General features: G+C 42.9%; 17 protein-coding genes and 1 pseudogene. 7 read left to right on the top strand and 11 right to left on the bottom strand.

All coding sequences use genetic code 11. From position 1 onward, the window contains the following. Window positions 1-7 precede the first annotated feature (7 nt). The 4 genes from KDW03_RS02885 to rpsF are packed head-to-tail and all read right to left on the bottom strand — an operon-like array spanning window position 8 to window position 1,831. On the bottom strand, window positions 8-703 hold the full coding sequence (locus KDW03_RS02885; protein ID WP_271435896.1) for a hypothetical protein: 696 nt from the start codon (window positions 701-703) through the stop codon (window positions 8-10). After that, window positions 704-1,051 (bottom strand): 30S ribosomal protein S18, encoded by a 348-nt coding sequence (gene rpsR / locus KDW03_RS02880; RefSeq protein ID WP_271435895.1) that lies wholly within the window; start codon window positions 1,049-1,051, stop codon window positions 704-706. A 35-nt stretch (window positions 1,052-1,086) separates the two neighbouring features. Continuing rightward, window positions 1,087-1,542 (bottom strand): single-stranded DNA-binding protein, encoded by a 456-nt coding sequence (locus KDW03_RS02875; RefSeq protein ID WP_271435894.1) that lies wholly within the window; start codon window positions 1,540-1,542, stop codon window positions 1,087-1,089. A gap of 1 nt (window position 1,543) precedes the next feature. Then, window positions 1,544-1,831 carry a 30S ribosomal protein S6 gene (gene rpsF, locus KDW03_RS02870; RefSeq protein ID WP_271435893.1) on the bottom strand — a complete coding sequence of 96 codons (288 nt, stop codon included), beginning with the start codon at window positions 1,829-1,831 and terminating at the stop codon, window positions 1,544-1,546. 236 nt (window positions 1,832-2,067) lie between these two features. Between rpsF and KDW03_RS02865 the strand changes: the two genes are divergently transcribed. The 5 genes from KDW03_RS02865 (at window position 2,068) to KDW03_RS02845 (ending at window position 6,178) form a co-directional block, all read left to right on the top strand. Next, window positions 2,068-2,307, top strand: coding sequence for a hypothetical protein (locus tag KDW03_RS02865; protein WP_271435892.1), 240 nt, complete (start codon window positions 2,068-2,070; stop codon window positions 2,305-2,307). A 350-nt stretch (window positions 2,308-2,657) separates the two neighbouring features. After that, a complete protein-coding gene (locus KDW03_RS02860; RefSeq protein WP_271435891.1) occupies window positions 2,658-2,843 on the top strand; it encodes a hypothetical protein in 186 nt (61 codons plus the stop codon). Between the two features lie 121 nt (window positions 2,844-2,964). After that, complete coding sequence (locus KDW03_RS02855; protein ID WP_271435890.1) at window positions 2,965-3,099, top strand: hypothetical protein; 135 nt, start codon at window positions 2,965-2,967, stop codon at window positions 3,097-3,099. 456 nt (window positions 3,100-3,555) lie between these two features. After that, window positions 3,556-4,710, top strand: a complete 1,155-nt coding sequence (locus tag KDW03_RS02850) for an integrase catalytic domain-containing protein (protein WP_271436471.1) — start codon at window positions 3,556-3,558, stop codon at window positions 4,708-4,710. Between the two features lie 310 nt (window positions 4,711-5,020). Beyond that, on the top strand, window positions 5,021-6,178 hold the full coding sequence (locus KDW03_RS02845; protein ID WP_271435889.1) for an integrase catalytic domain-containing protein: 1,158 nt from the start codon (window positions 5,021-5,023) through the stop codon (window positions 6,176-6,178). A gap of 946 nt (window positions 6,179-7,124) precedes the next feature. On the opposite strand, the gene KDW03_RS02840 is transcribed toward KDW03_RS02845, so the two are convergent. The 7 genes and pseudogenes from KDW03_RS02840 to KDW03_RS12335 all read right to left on the bottom strand — a co-directional run. Next, window positions 7,125-8,060, bottom strand: a complete 936-nt coding sequence (locus KDW03_RS02840) for a hypothetical protein (protein ID WP_271435888.1) — start codon at window positions 8,058-8,060, stop codon at window positions 7,125-7,127. 9 nt (window positions 8,061-8,069) lie between these two features. Then, window positions 8,070-9,416 (bottom strand): 6-hydroxymethylpterin diphosphokinase MptE-like protein, encoded by a 1,347-nt coding sequence (locus tag KDW03_RS02835; protein WP_271435887.1) that lies wholly within the window; start codon window positions 9,414-9,416, stop codon window positions 8,070-8,072. Next, window positions 9,406-10,410 carry an AmmeMemoRadiSam system radical SAM enzyme gene (gene amrS / locus KDW03_RS02830; RefSeq protein ID WP_271435886.1) on the bottom strand — a complete coding sequence of 335 codons (1,005 nt, stop codon included), beginning with the start codon at window positions 10,408-10,410 and terminating at the stop codon, window positions 9,406-9,408. Before amrS ends, KDW03_RS02835 begins: the two co-directional genes overlap by 11 nt. After that, complete coding sequence (locus KDW03_RS02825; protein ID WP_271435885.1) at window positions 10,407-11,576, bottom strand: HD-GYP domain-containing protein; 1,170 nt, start codon at window positions 11,574-11,576, stop codon at window positions 10,407-10,409. The genes amrS and KDW03_RS02825 overlap by 4 nt, the downstream gene beginning before the upstream one ends. A 43-nt stretch (window positions 11,577-11,619) precedes the next feature. After that, window positions 11,620-14,244: a response regulator gene (locus tag KDW03_RS02820; RefSeq protein ID WP_271435884.1), complete on the bottom strand. Its 2,625-nt coding sequence runs from the start codon at window positions 14,242-14,244 to the stop codon at window positions 11,620-11,622. Between the two features lie 502 nt (window positions 14,245-14,746). Next, window positions 14,747-14,917, bottom strand: coding sequence for a hypothetical protein (locus KDW03_RS02815; protein ID WP_271435883.1), 171 nt, complete (start codon window positions 14,915-14,917; stop codon window positions 14,747-14,749). Continuing rightward, window positions 14,905-16,085 (bottom strand): annotated as a pseudogene (locus tag KDW03_RS12335) (hypothetical protein); the annotation flags it as partial. The gene KDW03_RS02815 and the pseudogene KDW03_RS12335, both read right to left, overlap by 13 nt. 278 nt (window positions 16,086-16,363) lie before the next feature. Between KDW03_RS12335 and KDW03_RS02800 the strand changes: the two are divergent. Both KDW03_RS02800 and KDW03_RS02795 read left to right on the top strand, forming a co-directional pair. Continuing rightward, entirely contained in the window at window positions 16,364-16,570 is a 207-nt protein-coding gene (locus KDW03_RS02800) for a hypothetical protein (RefSeq protein WP_271435881.1), read from the top strand. Window positions 16,571-16,584: 14 nt separating this feature from the next. Next, entirely contained in the window at window positions 16,585-18,555 is a 1,971-nt protein-coding gene (locus KDW03_RS02795; RefSeq protein ID WP_271435880.1) for a hypothetical protein, read from the top strand. The last annotated feature ends 1 nt before the right edge of the window (window position 18,556 follow it).

Here is an 18,556-nt window from a genome sequence, read left to right as displayed (position 1 = left end):
GTCCTCCTTATCTTGTTTCTTTTTTTCTTACCATCCAATCACTTACCAATCCTACACCCATCATTACCCAGATCAGGGTGAGGAAATTTTCTCCCAGTCCTATAAAAAGAACCAGGAAAACTGCTATTATAAACACCCGAGGGATACCCCTCAGGACCGAACTATAAGCCACCGCCATCACCCCTCTCCAGGTAAAAAAGAAAAGTAGCACCATCCATGGCCCGGAAAGTAGTCGGAAAAGCCACACTAAATGTCCTAAGGCTGCGGCTACCATTCCCAGGGAAGCCCCTATAAACAGGATGCTTGTCCTTGTCAGCCGTTGATGTACCAGCCGAAACCAGAGTGTGACAGGGTAGTTCCCAAGTCCCTTATATATTCCCCATAGTACTATTGCCATGAAATAACCGGCGTACCATGGACGAAAAAACACCGCAACTTCCCATACGCCATAGCTCACTTTCCATTGGAGAAGGCACATCTCCAGAGGCAAACGTAGCCGATGCCAGATCCAATCCTGGAAGAAGGCATAGACTTCTATAACTACAAACGCCATGCTCCCTGCTAGAAGCATGAACCTGTTGTTTTTAGCTAACAGCCACGCATTCTTCCCTTTCAAAAGGCGAGCTACTGCTGTGGAAGTCTCCAGCGCCAGCCATCCTCCTAGAAGGGCCAGAGCCAGAAAAAACCTAAATTCGCCGTTCACTTACCGTGCCAAAAATGGCAAAAGAGCAAGAATGCGGGCTTTTTTGATCTCTGCTACCAACACGCGCTGGTGTTTGGTACAGGTGCCCGTGATTCTTCGGGGGAGAATCTTACCACTTGGCATAATATAACGGCGAAGAAGTTCAACATTCTTGTAGGTAACTTCTTCTTTTTTTATCTGTCCCGTACAAAAACGGCAGACCTTTTTGGAGTAGAAAAAGCGCTTCTTTTCTTTTTCTGGAGAAGCCCCTCTCTCTCCACCTTCTTGTTCGAGGCTTTCTTCTTTTTCCTTTTCTACCTCTTCGGGAACAACAACATCCATCTGAAGTTCATTGTCTTTATCAATCATATACTCTCCTTCTCGTGTTTTTTGGTTTCCTGTCATTAGAAATTGGGATCTTCGGGATTGACAGGATTGAAATCAATAGCTGTTTCAGTGTTATCATAGTAGAAATCAGGGGCAGCAGCCATGTCTGGTACCTCAGAACGTATATCCGCTGTTTTTCCTGGGCCTGATGCGCCTCCCAGAAACTCTACTCTTTCAGCCACAATCTCGATGGTACTCCGTGGAGAGCCATCCTGACCCTTCCAGGAGCGTTGCTCTAATCGACCATCTACCGCTACCATCTTTCCTTTTGAAAGGTACTGTTTGCAGGTTTCCGCCGTTTTTCCCCATACTACGATCGGGAGAAACGACACCGAATCCGTACCATCATTTTTCTGTTTTCCACCAACAGCCAGAGTGAAACGAGCAACAGCCGTGTTACTTGGGGTGTACTTGATTTCTGGATCGCGAGCCAATCTACCAACGAGAACAACTCGATTGATATCCCAACTCATACTACTTCACCAAAACCATGTGGCGAATCACATCCTCGTCGTAGTGGACGAGCTTTTCAAAAGCATCAACCTGACTTGTTTCCATTTCTACATCCAAAAAGTAGTAAAAAGCCCGCAAGAATTTCTGACGCTTTTTGTGAATTACATAGGCGAGATCACGTAGGCCCATGTTTGATTCCGTCACAACAACACCATTAAACCTTTTCACATAGTCCTTGATTCTGGACTGAGCCTGTACTGAGGCTTCTCCTTCTTTGAGAAGGAACGCCATTTCGTACGTTCGTTTCATTTTTCCTCCTTATGGTCTTATTCGCCCGTTTTACTTGCTGTTCGTTTTGAACAGCGAAAAAAACAGGAAGGATAAGATATTTTAAAGAAGAGAGTTCTTTTTGTCAAATCATCGAATTGCTTCATAATAAAAGTACTCGAAAAGGGAACGTTGCTTCAAAATAAAAAAGTACTTTAAATTTGTGTAAAATAATCCAGTTCAAAGAACTGGAGGTACAAAGATGGAGTTAGCGATGTTTGAAAGGAGACCTATTTACAGGAAACGGCGAAAGAGTATCAAAAGCCAGCAAAAGGAAAAATGGAGATACTGGATTATTTTGTGAGGATAACAGGCCTAAAAATCGAAACTATGCCGCCAGGCTCTTGAGGCAACACGGAAAAACCATCTATGTAGGCAAGAAAAATTACCTTAAAGCCGACATAGCCAAGAAGAACAAAAGACCTGGCAGAAAGAAAAATTCGGCGAAGAGGAACTAAAACTAAAAAAGGTCTGGGAAATTGAAAACTACATGTGTGGCAAACGTTTAAAAGCCAATTTTAAATGAAGTTTTAGATAATCTCTTAGCAAACGGACATCTCCACGGTTCTCCACAGGCTATAGAACACTTGCGCCATATAAGTGCCTCAAGTATTGACCGACTTTTGAAACATGAGCGTAAAAGCTTGAGATAAAAGGACGAAAAGGTACAAAGCCTGGAGCACTATTAAAGCAACAAATAGCTATACGCACGTGGGCAGAGTGGGATGAAAATTGCCCTGGTTTTATGGAGATTGATCTGGTTGCCCATGAGGAGAAATAGCGGGGAGATTTTGCTCAAACATTAAATATGGTGGATGTTTGGAGCGGTTGGACAGAACTTGTGGCAATCAAAAACAAAGCTTCAAAATGGGTAAGAGAAGCCATAGAAAAAGTCCAAAGAAGACTTCCTTTTGATTTACGGGGAATTGATTCTGATGCGGTGCTGAATTTATTAATCATCCTCTGCGTGATTGGTGTGAGAAGAACCAGATAAAATTTACAAGGGGAGAAGCTCCCGTTCCAATGATAACTGCTACGTTGAGCAGAAAAACTATTCCATAGTCCGCCAGAATGTTGGATACTTCCGCTACGATACCGAGGAAGAAGTCTACTACTTGAACCAACTCTATGCCTATCTTCGACTGTATACCAACTTTTTCAGCGGTTATGAAAATGACAGAGAAAAGAGAATCGGAAGCAAGGTGCAAAGAAGCATGATGATATTAAAACTCCCTACCAGCGGCTTTTAGAAAGCTCTTATGTAAGTGAGGCACAAAAGGAACGCCTAACAAGGCTTTATAAGGCTCTCGATTTGTTTCACCTAAGACAAAAAATTACGGCTTGCCAGAGAAAACTTTTCAGCCTTCAAAAGAAAAAGAATGTAAAAAACAAAAATTTGGAGGAAACTGTATGGAATTTTTGAGTACTTTTTTTTATGAGGCAATGATTCGAATTTCGAGTACTTTTTTATTTGACGCAACGGGATCATCGAATTGCTTCATAATAAAAGTACTCGAAAAGGGAACGTTGCTTCAAAATAAAAAAGTACTTTAAATTTGTGTAAAATATCCAGTTCATGGCTCGACAAGCTGAAGAACCGTGGCTCGACAGGCTCGCCAACAGGAATTGGGTTAACGAGGTCTGAAAAAAGACCTATTTACAGGGAAACGGCAAAACAATATCAAAAAGCCAGCAAAAAGGAAAAAATGGAGATACTGGATTATTTTGTGAGGATAACAGGTTTAAAAAACCGAAACTATGCCGCCAGACTCTTGAGGCAGCACGGAAAAACCATCTATGTAGGCAAGAAAAATTACCTTAAAGCCGACATAGCCAAGAAGGGCAAAAGACCTGGCAGAAAGAAAAAATTCGGCGAAGAGGAACTAAAACTTCTAAAAAAGGTCTGGGAAATTGAAAACTACATGTGTGGCAAACGTTTAAAGCCAATTTTAAATGAAGTTTTAGATAATCTCTTAGCAAACGGACATCTCCACGGTTCTCCACAGGCTATAGAAAACTTGCGCCATATAAGTGCCTCAAGTATTGACCGACTTTTGAAACAAGAGCGTAAAAAGCTTGAGATAAAAGGACGAAAAGGCACAAAACCTGGAACCTTATTAAAGCAACAAATAGCTATACGCACTTGGGCAGAGTGGGATGAAAATTGCCCTGGTTTTATGGAGATTGATCTGGTTGCCCATGAGGGAGGAAATAGCCGGGGAGATTTTGCTCAAACATTAAATATGGTGGATGTTTGGAGCGGTTGGACAGAACTTGTGGCAATCAAAAACAAAGCTTCAAAATGGGTAAGAGAAGCCATAGAAAAAGTCCAAAGAAGACTTCCTTTTGAGTTACGGGGAATTGATTCTGATACCGGTGCTGAATTTATTAATCATCCTCTACGCGATTGGTGTGAGAAGCACCAGATAAAATTTACAAGGGGGAGAAGCTCCCGTTCCAATGATAACTGCTACGTTGAGCAGAAAAACTATTCCATAGTCCGCCAGAATGTTGGATACTTCCGCTACGATACCGAGGAAGAAGTCTACTACTTGAACCGACTCTATGCGTATCTCAGGCTTTATGCCAACTTTTTCAACGGTTATGAAAATGACAGAGAAAAGAGAATCGGAAGCAAGGTGCAAAAGAAGCATGATGATATTAAAACTCCCTACCAACGGCTTTTAGAAAGCTCTTATGTAAGTGAGGCACAAAAGGAACGCCTAACAAGGCTTTATAAGGCTCTCGATTTGTTTCACCTAAGACAAAAAATTACGGCTTGCCAGAGAAAACTTTTCAGCCTTCAAAAGAAAAAGAATGTAAAAAACAAAAATTTGGAGGAAACTGTATGGAATTTTTGAGTACTTTTTTTTATGAGGCAATGATTCGAATTTCGAGTACTTTTTTATTTGACGCAACGGGATTTTCGAATTGCTTCATAATAAAAGTACTCGAAAAGGGAACGCTATTGCAAAATAAAAAAGTACTCCAAATCTGTGTATAAAATAATCCAGTTCATGGCTCGACAAGCTCGCCAACCGTGGCTCGACAGGCTCGCCAACAGGAATTGGGTTAACGAGGTCTGAAAAAAGACCTATTTACAGGGAAACGGCGAAATGATATGCTGAGCTTGTCGAAGCAGAGTATCAAAAAGCCAGCAAAAAGGAAAAAATGGAGATACTGGATTACTTTGTGAGGATAACAGGTTTAAAAAACCGAAACTATGCCGCCAGGCTCTTGAGGCAGCACGGAAAAACCATCTATGTAGGCAAGAAAAATTACCTTAAAGCCGACATAGCCAAGAAGGGCAAAAGACCTGGCAGAAAGAAAAAATTCGGCGAAGAGGAACTAAAACTTCTAAAAAAGGTCTGGGAAATTGAAAACTACATGTGTGGCAAACGTTTAAAGCCAATTTTAAATGAAGTTTTAGATAATCTCTTAGCAAACGGACATCTCCACGGTTCTCCACAGGCTATAGAAAACTTGCGCCATATAAGTGCCTCAAGTATTGACCGACTTTTGAAACATGAGCGTAAAAAGCTTGAGATAAAAGGACGAAAAGGTACAAAGCCTGGAACGCTATTAAAGCAACAAATAGCTATACGCACGTGGGCAGAGTGGGATGAAAATTGCCCTGGTTTTATGGAGATTGATCTGGTTGCCCATGAGGGAGGAAATAGCCGGGGAGATTTTGCTCAAACATTAAATATGGTGGATGTTTGGAGCGGTTGGACAGAACTTGTGGCAATCAAAAACAAAGCTTCAAAATGGGTAAGAGAAGCCATAGAAAAAGTCAAAGGAAGACTTCCTTTTGAGTTACGGGGAATTGATTCTGATACCGGTGCTGAATTTATTAATCATCCTCTACGCGATTGGTGTGAGAAGCACCAGATAAAATTTACAAGGGGGAGAAGCTCCCGTTCCAATGATAACTGCTACGTTGAGCAGAAAAACTATTCCATAGTCCGCCAGAATGTTGGATACTTCCGCTACGATACCGAGGAAGAAGTCTACTACTTGAACCGACTCTATGCGTATCTCAGGCTTTATGCCAACTTTTTTCAACCGGTTATGAAAATGACAGAGAAAAAGAGAATCGGAAGCAAGGTGCAAAAGAAGCATGATGATATTAAAACTCCCTACCAACGGCTTTTAGAAAGCTCTTATGTAAGTGAGGCACAAAAGGAACGCCTAACAAGGCTTTATAAGGCTCTCGATTTGTTTCACCTAAGACAAAAAATTACAGCTTGCCAGAGAAAACTTTTCAGCCTTCAAAAGAAAAAGAATGTAAAAAACAAAAATTTGGAGGAAACTGTATGGAATTTTTGAGTACTTTTTTTTATGAGGCAATGATTCGAATTTCGAGTACTTTTTTATTTGACACAACGGGATCATGGCCTTCCTCAAAAATAATCTCCGTGAAAGGATGTTGTTTCCTTATAATTGACAAAAAAAGATGGGGGAGTGAGCTTGATGCTCTTCCTTTGTTGCAGTGAGAAAACTTGCTATTACCTTGTTGCAGTGTTTCTCTCATGGGGACTATTACCATGGTGTAGTGAGAAGAAGGTTCTCTAGCTATTACCTTGTTGCAGTACAAAAACTCCAGCTCTTACCTTATCACAGTCTAAGGTTAGGGGATCATACACTGCAACAAGGAAAGAGCATATGTCGAAAATTCCAGGTTAAACGTTTAACCACCATTTTTTTTATTTTATTCTGGTGGATTGAGATTTGCTCTTCCCTTTTTCCAGTGAAGGGGAAAACTTGCTGTTTCCTTATCGCAGTGGCAATATGGGAAAATGGAAGCTCTTACCTTGTCGCAGGAGATTTTGAAGGCGGAATGGTTTTTCCTTTGTTGTAGGGAGAAAAACCTGTGCTCTTCCTTTATCACAGGAAAAAACTTGCTATTACCCTGTTGCAGTATGGAGGCAATTCCAGCTATTTCCTTATCACAGCTTTAAACTCTGTGCTTACACTGCAACAAGGGAAGAGCATTTTCCGTTTTTTCAAAGATTCACTCCTAACCGGCTCAGAGACAAAACTCAAGCTATTACCCTTTCACAGTCAGGCACAAAAGGTTACCAGCTATTACCCTGTTGCAGTGGAACACCGGCTAGCGAGAAGCTCTTCCCATGTCGCAGCGAAAACGTAAGGGGCGAGAGTTATTCCCCTGTTTCAGGTCAAAAAGGAGCTGAAAAGACAAAGACGAGTCTTAAGAGAAGGAAAAAATTTCATTCATGGTTGCATACAGAGAGGTATTTTTGAGGAAAGACCATCATGGAGCGAAACTCTTCCATCGCCACTGATTTTCCTCCCAGCGGAAAACCATAAGCGTGCTTCTCTTTTCGTCGGGAAGAAGGCAGAGAAACACCCCTTGTGTTTTGTCCAGGTTGTCAAAAAGTTCCTCAAAGATAAGAGCCCGCCACTCTGGACCGGTTGTCAATGGTTGCATATTGGTATCACAGACAGCCCAGAAGTTTTTTCCCTCTCTCATGAGGACAAATCCTATAGCTTCCGAAAGGGACACGGCTTTTTGTCCTATGGTTCCTTCAATGGGAAAGTTTTGCCACTTTGGAGAGGGATTATCCACGAAAGCATACAGGGATGGTTCTTTTTCTTTTTCGTAGGAGGTGTAAACCAGGGGGCGTTTATTTACCCGAAGAAAACGCAGGGTGGCCATGGTATTGGAGAGTACCAGAACCTCTTGCAGTTCCCCGGCAAGAGAGACAAAAAACACGCGTCTCAAACCTGCGTCATCTCTGGCTGAAAGATAAAAACCCCCATCCACTCCGAGAGAATTCTGGGGGATGAAAGGAAAGAGGATGCTCTTTTGGGAAACAAAGCTTTTTTTGTGAATTTTTCCGAGTTTTAAAGTGTAACCATTATCCCATGTACTCCCCATAAGAAGAAGAGTCTTGCCAGAAACATCAAAACCCTGAATATCCTCATCGAGGGAAGAAAATGTTTTTCTCCAGCCGTCCCAGAGCCAACACCCCCTCTTTTGCTGTTCATCCATGCCATACACGACTGCCTCGGTGGGAGAAAGCCATCGATACCGGAGAACAGTGATAGGAAGAAACTCTCTGTCTAGGAGTTGTTCAGTATTCTTATCCATCACTATCCATCGGTTCAGAAAGAAAAACTCCGTCTTTGTGGCACACCCTGTAAGTGTCATAAGAACGATTGCCATTATCACATGATATTTTTTCACACATGCTCCTTATTCTAAAAGTTTGTATAGTAAGTAGTTTTTTACGGTTTCTCTTGGCATTTCGAGGAGATCCTCCCGGAGGTATACCGTAGTATTGGACGTTTCAAGGTAGGTTTTTGCCTTGTGGAGGAGAGGGGTGACATCCCCCATTTTTTCGAAGGTTATTTCTCTTTTCAGGGGGGACGGGATAGGAAGTGTTTCACGGATAGGGTTTTTCCATGGCTGAATGGGGTGAAGAATGTGAACGTCGGGGAAAATCTTTTCTATCTCTTGCTTGATTAACTGGAAAGATGGCGTGGTCCAGACATGGTCGTTGAATTGTTGAATATCCTTTCTTTTGAGAAATCCTATTTTTTCTGTTTCGACAGGATAAAGCCTGGAACACAGAAGCTCCTGACGAAGGGCGACCATGTTGCCTCTGGCGTGGGTGCCGCGGAGGGTATAACCGAGATCGAGGCCCGCAATATAAATTTCTCCTGTGAAGAGGCGTTTGGCAAGTGTAAGGGCATCAAGGACTACAGAAGGTTGGGAAAGCATAAAGGAAGGAGAGCTTTCCTCCTTATCAATATCATAATAGACAATCCTCTGCGGTAACGAGGAAAGAAGAGCTGAATTGGCGTACACACTTGCGAAAACGATGACTTCATGGGGTAGATTCTGGGCATGGAGGATATTGCCCACCCCCGCATCACTTACTACCACTCCCCAGGGAACGATGTTAGCTGAGGCAAGGGTTGGCCACGATGACAGACAGGCAAGAATCTTTCCCCCTGCCTGATACCACTCAAAAATACTCTCGAGAAGGGTGGTAAGCGAAGGACCAGAAGCAGTAACCAAAATAGGAATATCATAAGGGGTGAAATGAGACGGGATTTTATAGACCTCACGTTGAGAGACCATGGAAAGGTTTCTTACAAAGTTTATCCACCACAGTTTAGAGAAAAATGCTGTTACTTTAATATTTTCTATTGTTTGGGTAAGAACTATCTCATAGTGGTGTAAAAATGTTTGAAAGGTGAAAAATGTATTCAAGGATAAAAAAATTTCTTCATTAAGCAATATTAGTCGTGATGCCAGTGTTCCCTCCATCGCAAATCCTATATGTTCTCTTGACCAGGCTTCGAGATCGGGATGGGGTTCGGTTACCCATATATCTTTAGCTTCATATCCCTGATTTAGCAGAAATTCAACCACATGTCCCTGGGCCGAACCAAACACCACAAAAAATGGTCTCTCAACGGAGGGGAGGTTCTGAAAGGTGCGCTCTATCTCCCGGAAGGGATTGTAAGGGCTGTAGAGGTATCGACCCTCTATTTTTACAAAACGAAATTTTTCTTCACCTATTTCAATCTGCATAGTGACCCCACAGGGGTTTTCCACAGGAAATACAGCGACCATGCTGGAGTCCTACGACCTCTACGCTGTAAATTTCACGGCGGATAAGGAGTTTCCCACATTGAGAACAAAAGGTAGAGGCGTCTTCCACTACGTTTCCCAGATAAACATGGAAGAGAAAACGCTTTGCAATTTCTTTAACGCGGTGCAAGAGGTCAAGAGAGGTAGAGGGGGCATGATAACGATGATGGGGGAAGTAACGGGAGAGGTGGAGAGGTAGCTCGGGAGAGAGGGAAGCAAGCCAGGCAGCAAGCTGTTCCATTTCTGTGAGGTCATCGTTAATGCCCGGGACAACAAGCGTTGTTACCTCTACATGGACTTTCGCTTCAAAAAGACGCTGGATGGTTCTTTTGACAGGTTCGAGAGTGCCACCGAGTTTTTTATAACCAGCTTCTGTGAATGCCTTGAGATCGACATTCACAGCGTCAACGAAAGGAATCCACGCCTCAAGGGGTTTTTCTTCTATATAACCATTGGTGACAAGAACATTTTTGATGTTTTTTTTCCTGGCAAGCTGCATGGTTTCGAGAACATATTCAAACCATACAACAGGTTCGGAGTAGGTATAGGCTATTATTGGTTCGCTCTTGGTACGCTCTACGAGATCAATGAGTTCTTCGGGAGAAAGATGTTCGAGCTTCTCTGACTGCCCTCCAAATTCATCAAAAAAACGAGAAAGTCCATTGTTCTGGCAAAAAGGGCAGTGGAGGTTGCAACCGACCGTTCCTATAGAAAAGATACGGCTCCCCGGATAAAAGTGAAACAGGGGTTTCTTTTCGATGGGGTCAACAGCCATGCCAGCGATGGCTCCATAATTGAGGGAAAAAAGTTTGCCTTCCAGAGATTTTCTTGCACCACAGATGCCACTTTTCCCCTCAGAAAGGAGGCAGTGGTGGGGGCAGAGTTCACAACGGACAGCTTTAGCTTCTTGAGACCAAAAGAGGGCTTCTTTCATTTCAAGTTCCAATCCTTTGGTTTTTCTGGTTTATCAAGATAACGTTCAACAATCTTTTGAAGTGTGGCCGTCAGTTTTTCGTCAAAAATCTGGCGTTCGATCATCCGGTTTTCTTCCAGAGACAGGTCGAGAATAACCTTTCGTTGAGAGATCTCTTTGCGACTGTTGATGAGAAGCCATACCTGGGGCCAGAGGGTACGGCTATCCTCCGGCACATATGCTATTTCTCCTGTATTGAGCAAGACAAAGCTTCCTTTTGAGAAGATGGGGGTATTGCCAAAGTATTGTGGGAGTTCTTTGAGAAATATTTGAGCGAGACGGGGAGAAAAACTCTTTCCCTGTTCTCGGTAGATACAGAGGAGAGCATACCAGAAGGGCTGGGCGGGCTTGTAACTCCTGGCACTGGTAATCGCATCAAACACATCACAAAGACTGGCTATCTGAGCAAATTCTCCCATCTCGTTATTCTTTTTACCGAGGGGGTAGCCACTTCCGTTGATTTTTTCGTGGTGATAGAGGACAATTGACTGAACGAAACGAGAGTATGTGTCTTTGACGATTTCAAATCCGTATACCGGATGCCGCTTCATAATATCAAATTCTTGTGGGGTAAGACGATCTGGTTTGTTGAGAATTTCTTTGGGAATTTTTACCTTGCCTATATCGTGGAGCATGCCTCCCACTCCCAGAATCTTGAGTTGATCTTCGGTGTAGCTGAGCTTTTTCCCCATCAAAAGCGAAAGGAGTGCTACGTTAAGTGAATGGGTATACGTATAATCATCATAATCCCGGAGTTCCGCAAGGTTCAGGGTGTTTCCTTGCAGGGCCACAACCTTTTCCACAAATTCGTCAATGAGAGTGTTGATCTCTCGAACAGGGAGGGGAGCGTTTTCTTTGAGACGGCGTTCAACCTCTTTGGCGATTTCTAGGCCTTTATTTATCGTTTCCTGGGGGATTATCGGCTCACTTCCCGGAAAACGGGTAGGTTCTGGGTGAGGGGTGTAGTAGATGGTTGTAATGCCGCGGGCCTTGAGTTCAGCAATCTTCTCATCGGTAAAAGGAACAAAGCCGGGTTGAACCTTTTCTCCTTGTTCGGTGTAGGCATCCCCTTTTAGCATGATACCCGGATACAAGAAATTGACACTCACAGACAGCGCTTTTGCCACTTTTACCTCCTCGGCTTTTAGTGTAAGGTAAAATTTCGATTTGTCAAGCTGATGAAGAGTTTTCTGTAAGGACCTCGTCTATCTTTTGCAGTATCTGTTGAACGCTAAAGGGTTTTGTGAGGTAGGCGATAGCTTGTCCTTCTGGTATGTGAAAGTTTTTTTGGGTGTAACCGCTGATTAAGATTACCTTTGTTTTTGGGGAGGTTTGGAAGAGTTTTTCAAGTCTTTTTTCCACGCTGATGTCACCTGGAATGGTGATGTCCATGATAACGAGGTCCTGAGGTGCGATTTCTTCTATCCTTGCGAGAAAGTCGCTTGCTTTCTGGAAACTCTTTACCTCGTAGTTTTGTTGTCTAAGGGTTTTTTCAAGAACTTTTACAATCCCTACTTCATCATCAAGAATCCAAATCCGTTTACCATTTCCTGAAGGAAAGGTGTTTAATTGATCTGTTTCTTTGGAGGAAGGTTCTTCCTCTACTTGGTAGAGGGGAAGGTAGATGAAGAAGGTAGTTCCTTTCCCGGGTTCTGACGCTACCTCGATAAGGCCATGGTGTCTGCGAATAATGGTATAGACAATCGCAAGTCCTAAACCGCTTCCTCGGGATTTTGTGGACACGTAGGGGTCAAAGATGCGAGGAAGAATTTCCGGATCGATACCTGGTCCTGTGTCCTGGATGGTAATACGGAGATAATGGGTAATATTGGGCAGTGGTTCAGGAATTCTTTGCTGGATGTGGGAGGCTTCAATTTTTTCGAGAGAGATGACTATTTCTCCGCTGTTGTCCATGGCTTCACGAGCATTGAGCACCAGGTTCTGGATCACCTGTCCCAGTTGGGTAATATCCACGGGAATGGTGACGTTTTCTGTGAGCTGGTTGATTTTCCATGTGATAGAAGAGCCCTGAAGCATAAAACGCACAGTATCTTCAAGCATCTTGAGAATGTTTTCCTGTTTGAGCATAGGGGAGCCACCGTGAGAGAATGAAAGCATCTGGGAGGTAAGTTTTTTTGCCCTTTCACAAGCTTCTTCAGCCTCCTGAAGATAACCGGTGAGAGTATTGTTATTCTCTCCTAGCTGCAATCGGAGGAGTGAGATATTCCCCATGATGACGGTCAGAATGTTGTTGAAATCGTGGGCTATACCACCAGCCAGTACCTCCATCGCCTCAAATCGCTGGATGCGGTAAAATTCCTGTTGGAGTTTGTTGAAAAGGGTGAGATCGGTCATGAGAAAGAGCCATTCGGTTTTCCCTTTGTCTTCTCGCCTGAGGCTTGAGATATCCAGCATAACCTCATAACGTCTGTTGTATTGGTTAGTGATCACCCATACGGCAGCAGGGAGTGAACTTGCTTTGTGACAGAGTTTTTCAAAATCTTTCACCTCTTCACCAAATTGTGTGGTAAACGAGAGGATATCGATGAGATAGGTTTTTTTTTCTTCGATTGTTCCTACTATTTCTCTTCCTCGAGGATTTGTAAACTCGATTCTTCCCTTTTCATCAGTGATGACAACCGCTTCATCGATCGTCGTGAGAATCCGTTTGAGAAACTCATCCTCTTCTCTGAGAGCTTCCTCGGTTTCCCGGAGAAGGGTGATATCTCTTCCCACTCCCTGATATTCTTTACAGGTTTTTGTTCTATTTGTTGGATGAACGCATCGGAAACACCATTCAATAACGTAGCGTCTTCCGTTTTTTTCATAATCGAGGAGAACACTTTTTACTTCTGAGGGTTCTGTAAGGGAGTCAAAAAGTTTTCTCCAGTTTTCTCTGTCCATACTGGGTACAATATCAAAAAAATTTTGATTGATGATCTGTTCTTTTTCCCATCCCAGAGCATCCGCCATGGCATGGTTGGCATACCGTATGGAACCACTTTCGTCTAATCGAACGATCCAGTCTGTTTGATACTCCACGAGACGACGATAGCGTTCCTCACTTTCTATGAGAGCATTCTCATAGGCAAACTGATCTCGTATGTCATGAAAGATGTGTACGCTTCCTAATGTTTGTCCCAAATCATCTGATATGAGTGAGGAGATCCAGTGGACAGGAATACGGATGTTTTCCGATTTGACCTGGAGGTAAAATGTGCGTTCGCCTGTTCCTGTTGGAGAAAAAATAAAAAGCTCATCAAGGCTCTTGTTTTCCATTGCAGCGGCTGGAAGATTCACGAGGGATTCCATAGCAGGGTTGACAGAGATGATTTGCCCCCTGTTGTCTGTTACCACCATTCCCTCGCGCATATGGACAAATACGGCTTTCCATCGTGCCTCCCGGTAAACAAGTTCTTTGGTTGCCCCAGCTTTGTAGAGAGCCATTTCTACCGTGGCTTTGAGTTCCCTGTCGTTAAAGGGTTTTATAAGATAACCGTAGGGTTCAGTACGGGCGGCCTTTTGGAGTGTAGCATCGTCTGAAAAAGCGGTGAGATAGATAACAGGAATGTGGTAACGATGGAGAATCTGCTCTGCTGCCTCAATTCCACTGATGCCATTCTGGAGGAGAATGTCCATGAGAATAAGATCGACAGATTTTTGTTCAAGAAAGACAAAAAGATCCTCTGCCTTATGAAAGACGCCACTTACTTCGTATCCAAGCTTGAGAAGTTTTTGTTCAATGCTATGAGCGACAATCGCCTCGTCTTCAACAATGGCGATTTTATAAACCATATTTTCTCCTTTTTCTCATCATAGCACAAAGAGGGGAAAATAGCAAGTTTTCCATGGTGGAGGCATGTCTTGATATGCCTTGATTGCGTGCTTTTGTTATCCTTCTTGAAAAGATAGGCTGAACGCTTGATGAAAGTTTTTCTAAGGTCAAAATTTTTGTCTCTTATACGAGAAACAAGCGCTTGTCAAGGGAATAACAATCTTGGGGTTGCGTATGGTTACGTCTTTTGCAGGGTGAGACGGGCGATAAGCGATTCTTGCTATTTCTTTTCATTTTTGCATCAGATTGAAAAAAGCATTGGTTAAACGTTTAACCTGAAATTCTCAAAGGGACAGTTTTTTATAGTTTTTTGGCCTTTGGACTCGCTTTGCGATAAAGTAATAGGAAGTTTTCCTGAAAAACGTGAGATGCTGTTACCTTTTTGTAGTCCTGGTTGCCGCCCAAAAACCACTCTTCGCTTGTGATAATAGCATGTTTAAAAGCTACGTTTTTTAGATGGTTTTATTTGACGGATTTTTGTTTTCCATTTACTTCTTTGGTACAAAAGGGGACTTTTTGTTGGTTCTTGATGTATTGTTGTGACACTTGAGGGACATTTCCCGTTGCGTCAAATAAAAAAGTACTCGAAATTCGAATCATTGCCTCATAAAAAAAAGTACTCAAAAATTCCATACAGTTTCCTCCAAATTTTTGTTTTTTACATTCTTTTTCTTTTGAAGGCTGAAAAGTTTTCTCTGGCAAGCCGTAATTTTTTGTCTTAGGTGAAACAAATCGAGAGCCTTATAAAGCCTTGTTAGGCGTTCCTTTTGTGCCTCACTTACATAAGAGCTTTCTAAAAGCCGCTGGTAGGGAGTTTTAATATCATCATGCTTCTTTTGCACCTTGCTTCCGATTCTCTTTTTCTCTGTCATTTTCATAACCGGTTGAAAAAAGTTGGCATAAAGCCTGAGATACGCATAGAGTCGGTTCAAGTAGTAGACTTCTTCCTCGGTATCGTAGCGGAAGTATCCAACATTCTGGCGGACTATGGAATAGTTTTTCTGCTCAACGTAGCAGTTATCATTGGAACGGGAGCTACCCCTTGTAAATTTTATCTGGTGCTTCTCACACCAATCACGCAGAGGATGATTAATAAATTCAGCACCGTATCAGAATCAATTCCCCGTAAATCAAAAGGAAGTCTTCCTTTGACTTTTCTATATGGCTTCTCTTACCCATTTTGAAGCCTTGTTTTGATTGCCACAAGCTCTGTCCAACCGCTCCAAACATCCACCTTTTAATGTTTGAGCAAAATCTCCCCTGGGCTATTTCTCCCCTCATGGGCAACCAGATCAATCTCCATAAAACCAGGGCAATTTTCATCCCACTCTGCCCACGTGCGTATAGCTATTTGTTGCTTTAACAACGTTCCAGGCTTTGTACCTTTTCGTCCTTTTATCTCAAGCTTTTTACGCTCATGTTTCAAAAGTCGGTCAATACTTGAGGCACTTATATGGCGCAAGTTTTCTATAGCCTGTGGAGAACCGTGGAGATGCCCGTTTGCTAAGAGATTATCTAAAACTTCATTGAGAATCGGCTTTAAGCGTTTGCCACACATGTAGTTTTCAATTTCCCAGACCTTTTTTAGAAGTTTTAGTTCCTCTTCGCCGAATTTTTTCTTTCTGCCAGGTCTTTTGCCCTTCTTGGCTATGTCGGCTTTAAGGTAATTTTTCTTGCCTACATAGATGGTTTTTCCGTGCTGCCTCAAGAGCCTGGCGGCATAGTTTCGATTTTTTAGGCCTGTTATCCTCACAAAATAATCCAGTATCTCCTTTTTCTCCTTTTTGCTGGCTTTTTGATACTCTGCTTCGACAAGCTCAGCATATCATTTCGCCGTTTCCCTGTAAATAGGTCTCCTTTCAAACATCGCCACCCCAATTCCGGTTGGCGAGCCTGTCGAGCCACGGTTGGCGAGCTTGTCGAGCCATGAACTGGATTATTTTATACACAGATTTGGAGTACTTTTTTATTTTGCAATAGCGTTCCCTTTTCGAGTACTTTTATTATGAAGCAATTCGCATTTTTGGATTTTTCTCCCTTTTAGCTTTATAATATTACTCTCATGTGAAGGAGGAAAGCATGAAAAAGGCACTTCTTGTGTATCTCTTGATCCTTTTTACCGAATTTGTGGTTTTCTTTATGGGGATGGGGTTTGTGCTGATTATGTATCGAGTATTCGCTCCCTATGTTCGGTGGATGTGGCTTTTCGGGGCAGGGTGGGTGATTCTCCTGAGTCTCGTTTCTTTTCTTCCTCTTCATGACCTCTATTCTAAAATCAAAGAATAAATGGGGAGTATACAATGAAACGGTTTTTTCTTACTCTTTCCTGGATTTTCCTTGTTGTTATGATTCTTGTCCTGAGTGTAGGAAATGTTTTTTACTCCTTCTGGCAGGTTTTTTTTCAGAAGTATTTCTCTACGGCTATTTCAACGAGTGAGCCTTTTTCTTTTGCGACTTCACAGAAGTATGAAATCACTCTTCAATTTAACAAGGGAAGTTTTTTACGTTATGAACCTATACCTTTTTCAGTCATTGTGAGGGACAGAAAAAAACTCACAGTTGTTTCTAATGTTTTCATTCGAGTTCAGGTAAAGGATGGAACAGGGAGGATCCTCCGTGATATTCGGGGATATGATGAACTCTGGCTCCAGTATGACCAGGAGACAGGGGATTGGCGAGGTCTGTGGTATCCTTCCCTTGAAGAAAATCCGGATACGGTGCGCTTCGTGGCGAGTGCTCAGTTTCAGGATCCTGCAGAGCCTATTGTCGTAGAACGAGAGGTGTTTCTGAGACAAAGGCCAAGCCTTCGGAATATACGCCAGGGCATGACCTTCTTTTTTATAGAGGAGATGGAGAGTCTTTCAAGGCGGAGTCTTTTGAGTGTTGATAATGAGGAGCGGGACTGGAACACCCTTCCCCAATGGATGTCGCTTCTTAACGTTGATGGGGTGTTTGTGATGGGGGGAGTGACACGTTTTATGGAGGAATATTCTCTCCAGGACCCCTGGAACAATCAGAAACTTCAGGAATCTCTGACGATCAGTCGATGGGCATCGGGACAGGGAAGGAGTTGCGGCATCTGGGTGAAAGCATTTCGCGGAGATGGGAATTTGATTAGTGGTACAGGTTATGAGTCTTCCTGGTATCAAAAAGACAACCAGTGGGTACGGGATGTGAGTACCATATCGTTTCAAGTAGAATCTCGTTATCGTTCTTTGGCTGCTCTCTTGAACTCCTTGAGTCAACAGGAGAGTGTTTCGTATGTCGGACTCTCGGATTTTCTCTTGCCGGATAACTATGCGATGGAGCTTGCGATTCCTTTTGTGGAGACTATGGTTTCAAGGCTCCCCGATGACTGGACAAACAGGACGTGGGAACAAAAATTTGCTTTCGCGCGGAATTATATTGAGAACCAGCAAAACTACCAGGTTTTTACCCAATGGAAGCGCTACTACCTTGTTAGTAGGCTTCGTGATATTCTGGGGCCTATTCGTAAACCTTTATTCTATGTGCTTAACTGGGAGGAACTTGAGGCGAGACCAGACATGCTTGAGGTTTTAGCTCAGGCGGGGTTTGACTTTTTTGTTGTTCAGCTCAAGATGTCTTACAGAGAGTTTTTAGATAGAGGGAAACAACTTTTGGAACATAGCGCTATTCGACTCTATCTTTCCCGTATTGTTTGGGTCAATCAGGTGCAATATCAGAATTTTTATCTTTCCAGTGAAAGAACTCTCCCTATAGATGGTTTTGTTGCCATGAATGAACACGTGGTGAAAAATACGGTTTCATCCGAACCTTCTCTGGGTTTGGCGGTAAATTTCTACAAGGCAATGTACGGAAACCGGGGACCGTATAATCCGATCGAATGGCTTATGGGGGCAGGGGAAAGTTTTCGTAGAATTCGTGAGATCTTTACCTCATTTCCTTTGGATATTGATGTGGTAACTCCAAGATCCGTAGACACGAACGCCAATACTTTTCTCGTTCGTCTTCGGCTTCAAAATCGTTCTCTTCTTCCTCTGGAGAAGCTTTCTGTGGAATATATCCCTACCAGAATGGTTCGTCTCAATGGAACACCTCGCTTGGATTGGAATACGCTGGCTCCAGGAGAGACCTCAGAAGCTTTGTTGAGTTTTTCTTTAGATCTCGCTTCAGACAAGTTTGTACGAGATGATATTCTTGTTGCTTTGCGTGTCTCATGGTCTCAAGGAGGGAAAAGTGATTCAACGATATTGATGCGCTCTATCTTCCAGAATAAACTGGAGCAATAAC

It is taken from the genome of Thermospira aquatica (genome assembly GCF_023525255.1).
Classification (GTDB): domain Bacteria; phylum Spirochaetota; class Brevinematia; order Brevinematales; family Thermospiraceae; genus Thermospira; species Thermospira aquatica.
Note: the sequence above shows the minus strand (reverse complement) of the source record. Positions and strands in the feature narration are given on the sequence as shown.

Coding starts and splice junctions, on each gene's coding strand:
- rpsR (WP_271435895.1), bottom strand. CDS start 1,051: ATGATTGATAAAGACAATGAACTTCAGATGGATGTTGTTGTTCCCGAA.
- KDW03_RS02875 (WP_271435894.1), bottom strand. CDS start 1,542: ATGAGTTGGGATATCAATCGAGTTGTTCTCGTTGGTAGATTGGCTCGC.
- rpsF (WP_271435893.1), bottom strand. CDS start 1,831: ATGAAACGAACGTACGAAATGGCGTTCCTTCTCAAAGAAGGAGAAGCC.
- KDW03_RS02860 (WP_271435891.1), top strand. CDS start 2,658: ATGGTGGATGTTTGGAGCGGTTGGACAGAACTTGTGGCAATCAAAAAC.
- KDW03_RS02850 (WP_271436471.1), top strand. CDS start 3,556: ATGGAGATACTGGATTATTTTGTGAGGATAACAGGTTTAAAAAACCGA.
- KDW03_RS02845 (WP_271435889.1), top strand. CDS start 5,021: ATGGAGATACTGGATTACTTTGTGAGGATAACAGGTTTAAAAAACCGA.
- KDW03_RS02835 (WP_271435887.1), bottom strand. CDS start 9,416: ATGCAGATTGAAATAGGTGAAGAAAAATTTCGTTTTGTAAAAATAGAG.
- amrS (WP_271435886.1), bottom strand. CDS start 10,410: ATGAAAGAAGCCCTCTTTTGGTCTCAAGAAGCTAAAGCTGTCCGTTGT.
- KDW03_RS02820 (WP_271435884.1), bottom strand. CDS start 14,244: ATGGTTTATAAAATCGCCATTGTTGAAGACGAGGCGATTGTCGCTCAT.
- KDW03_RS02815 (WP_271435883.1), bottom strand. CDS start 14,917: ATGGAATTTTTGAGTACTTTTTTTTATGAGGCAATGATTCGAATTTCG.
- KDW03_RS02800 (WP_271435881.1), top strand. CDS start 16,364: ATGAAAAAGGCACTTCTTGTGTATCTCTTGATCCTTTTTACCGAATTT.
- KDW03_RS02795 (WP_271435880.1), top strand. CDS start 16,585: ATGAAACGGTTTTTTCTTACTCTTTCCTGGATTTTCCTTGTTGTTATG.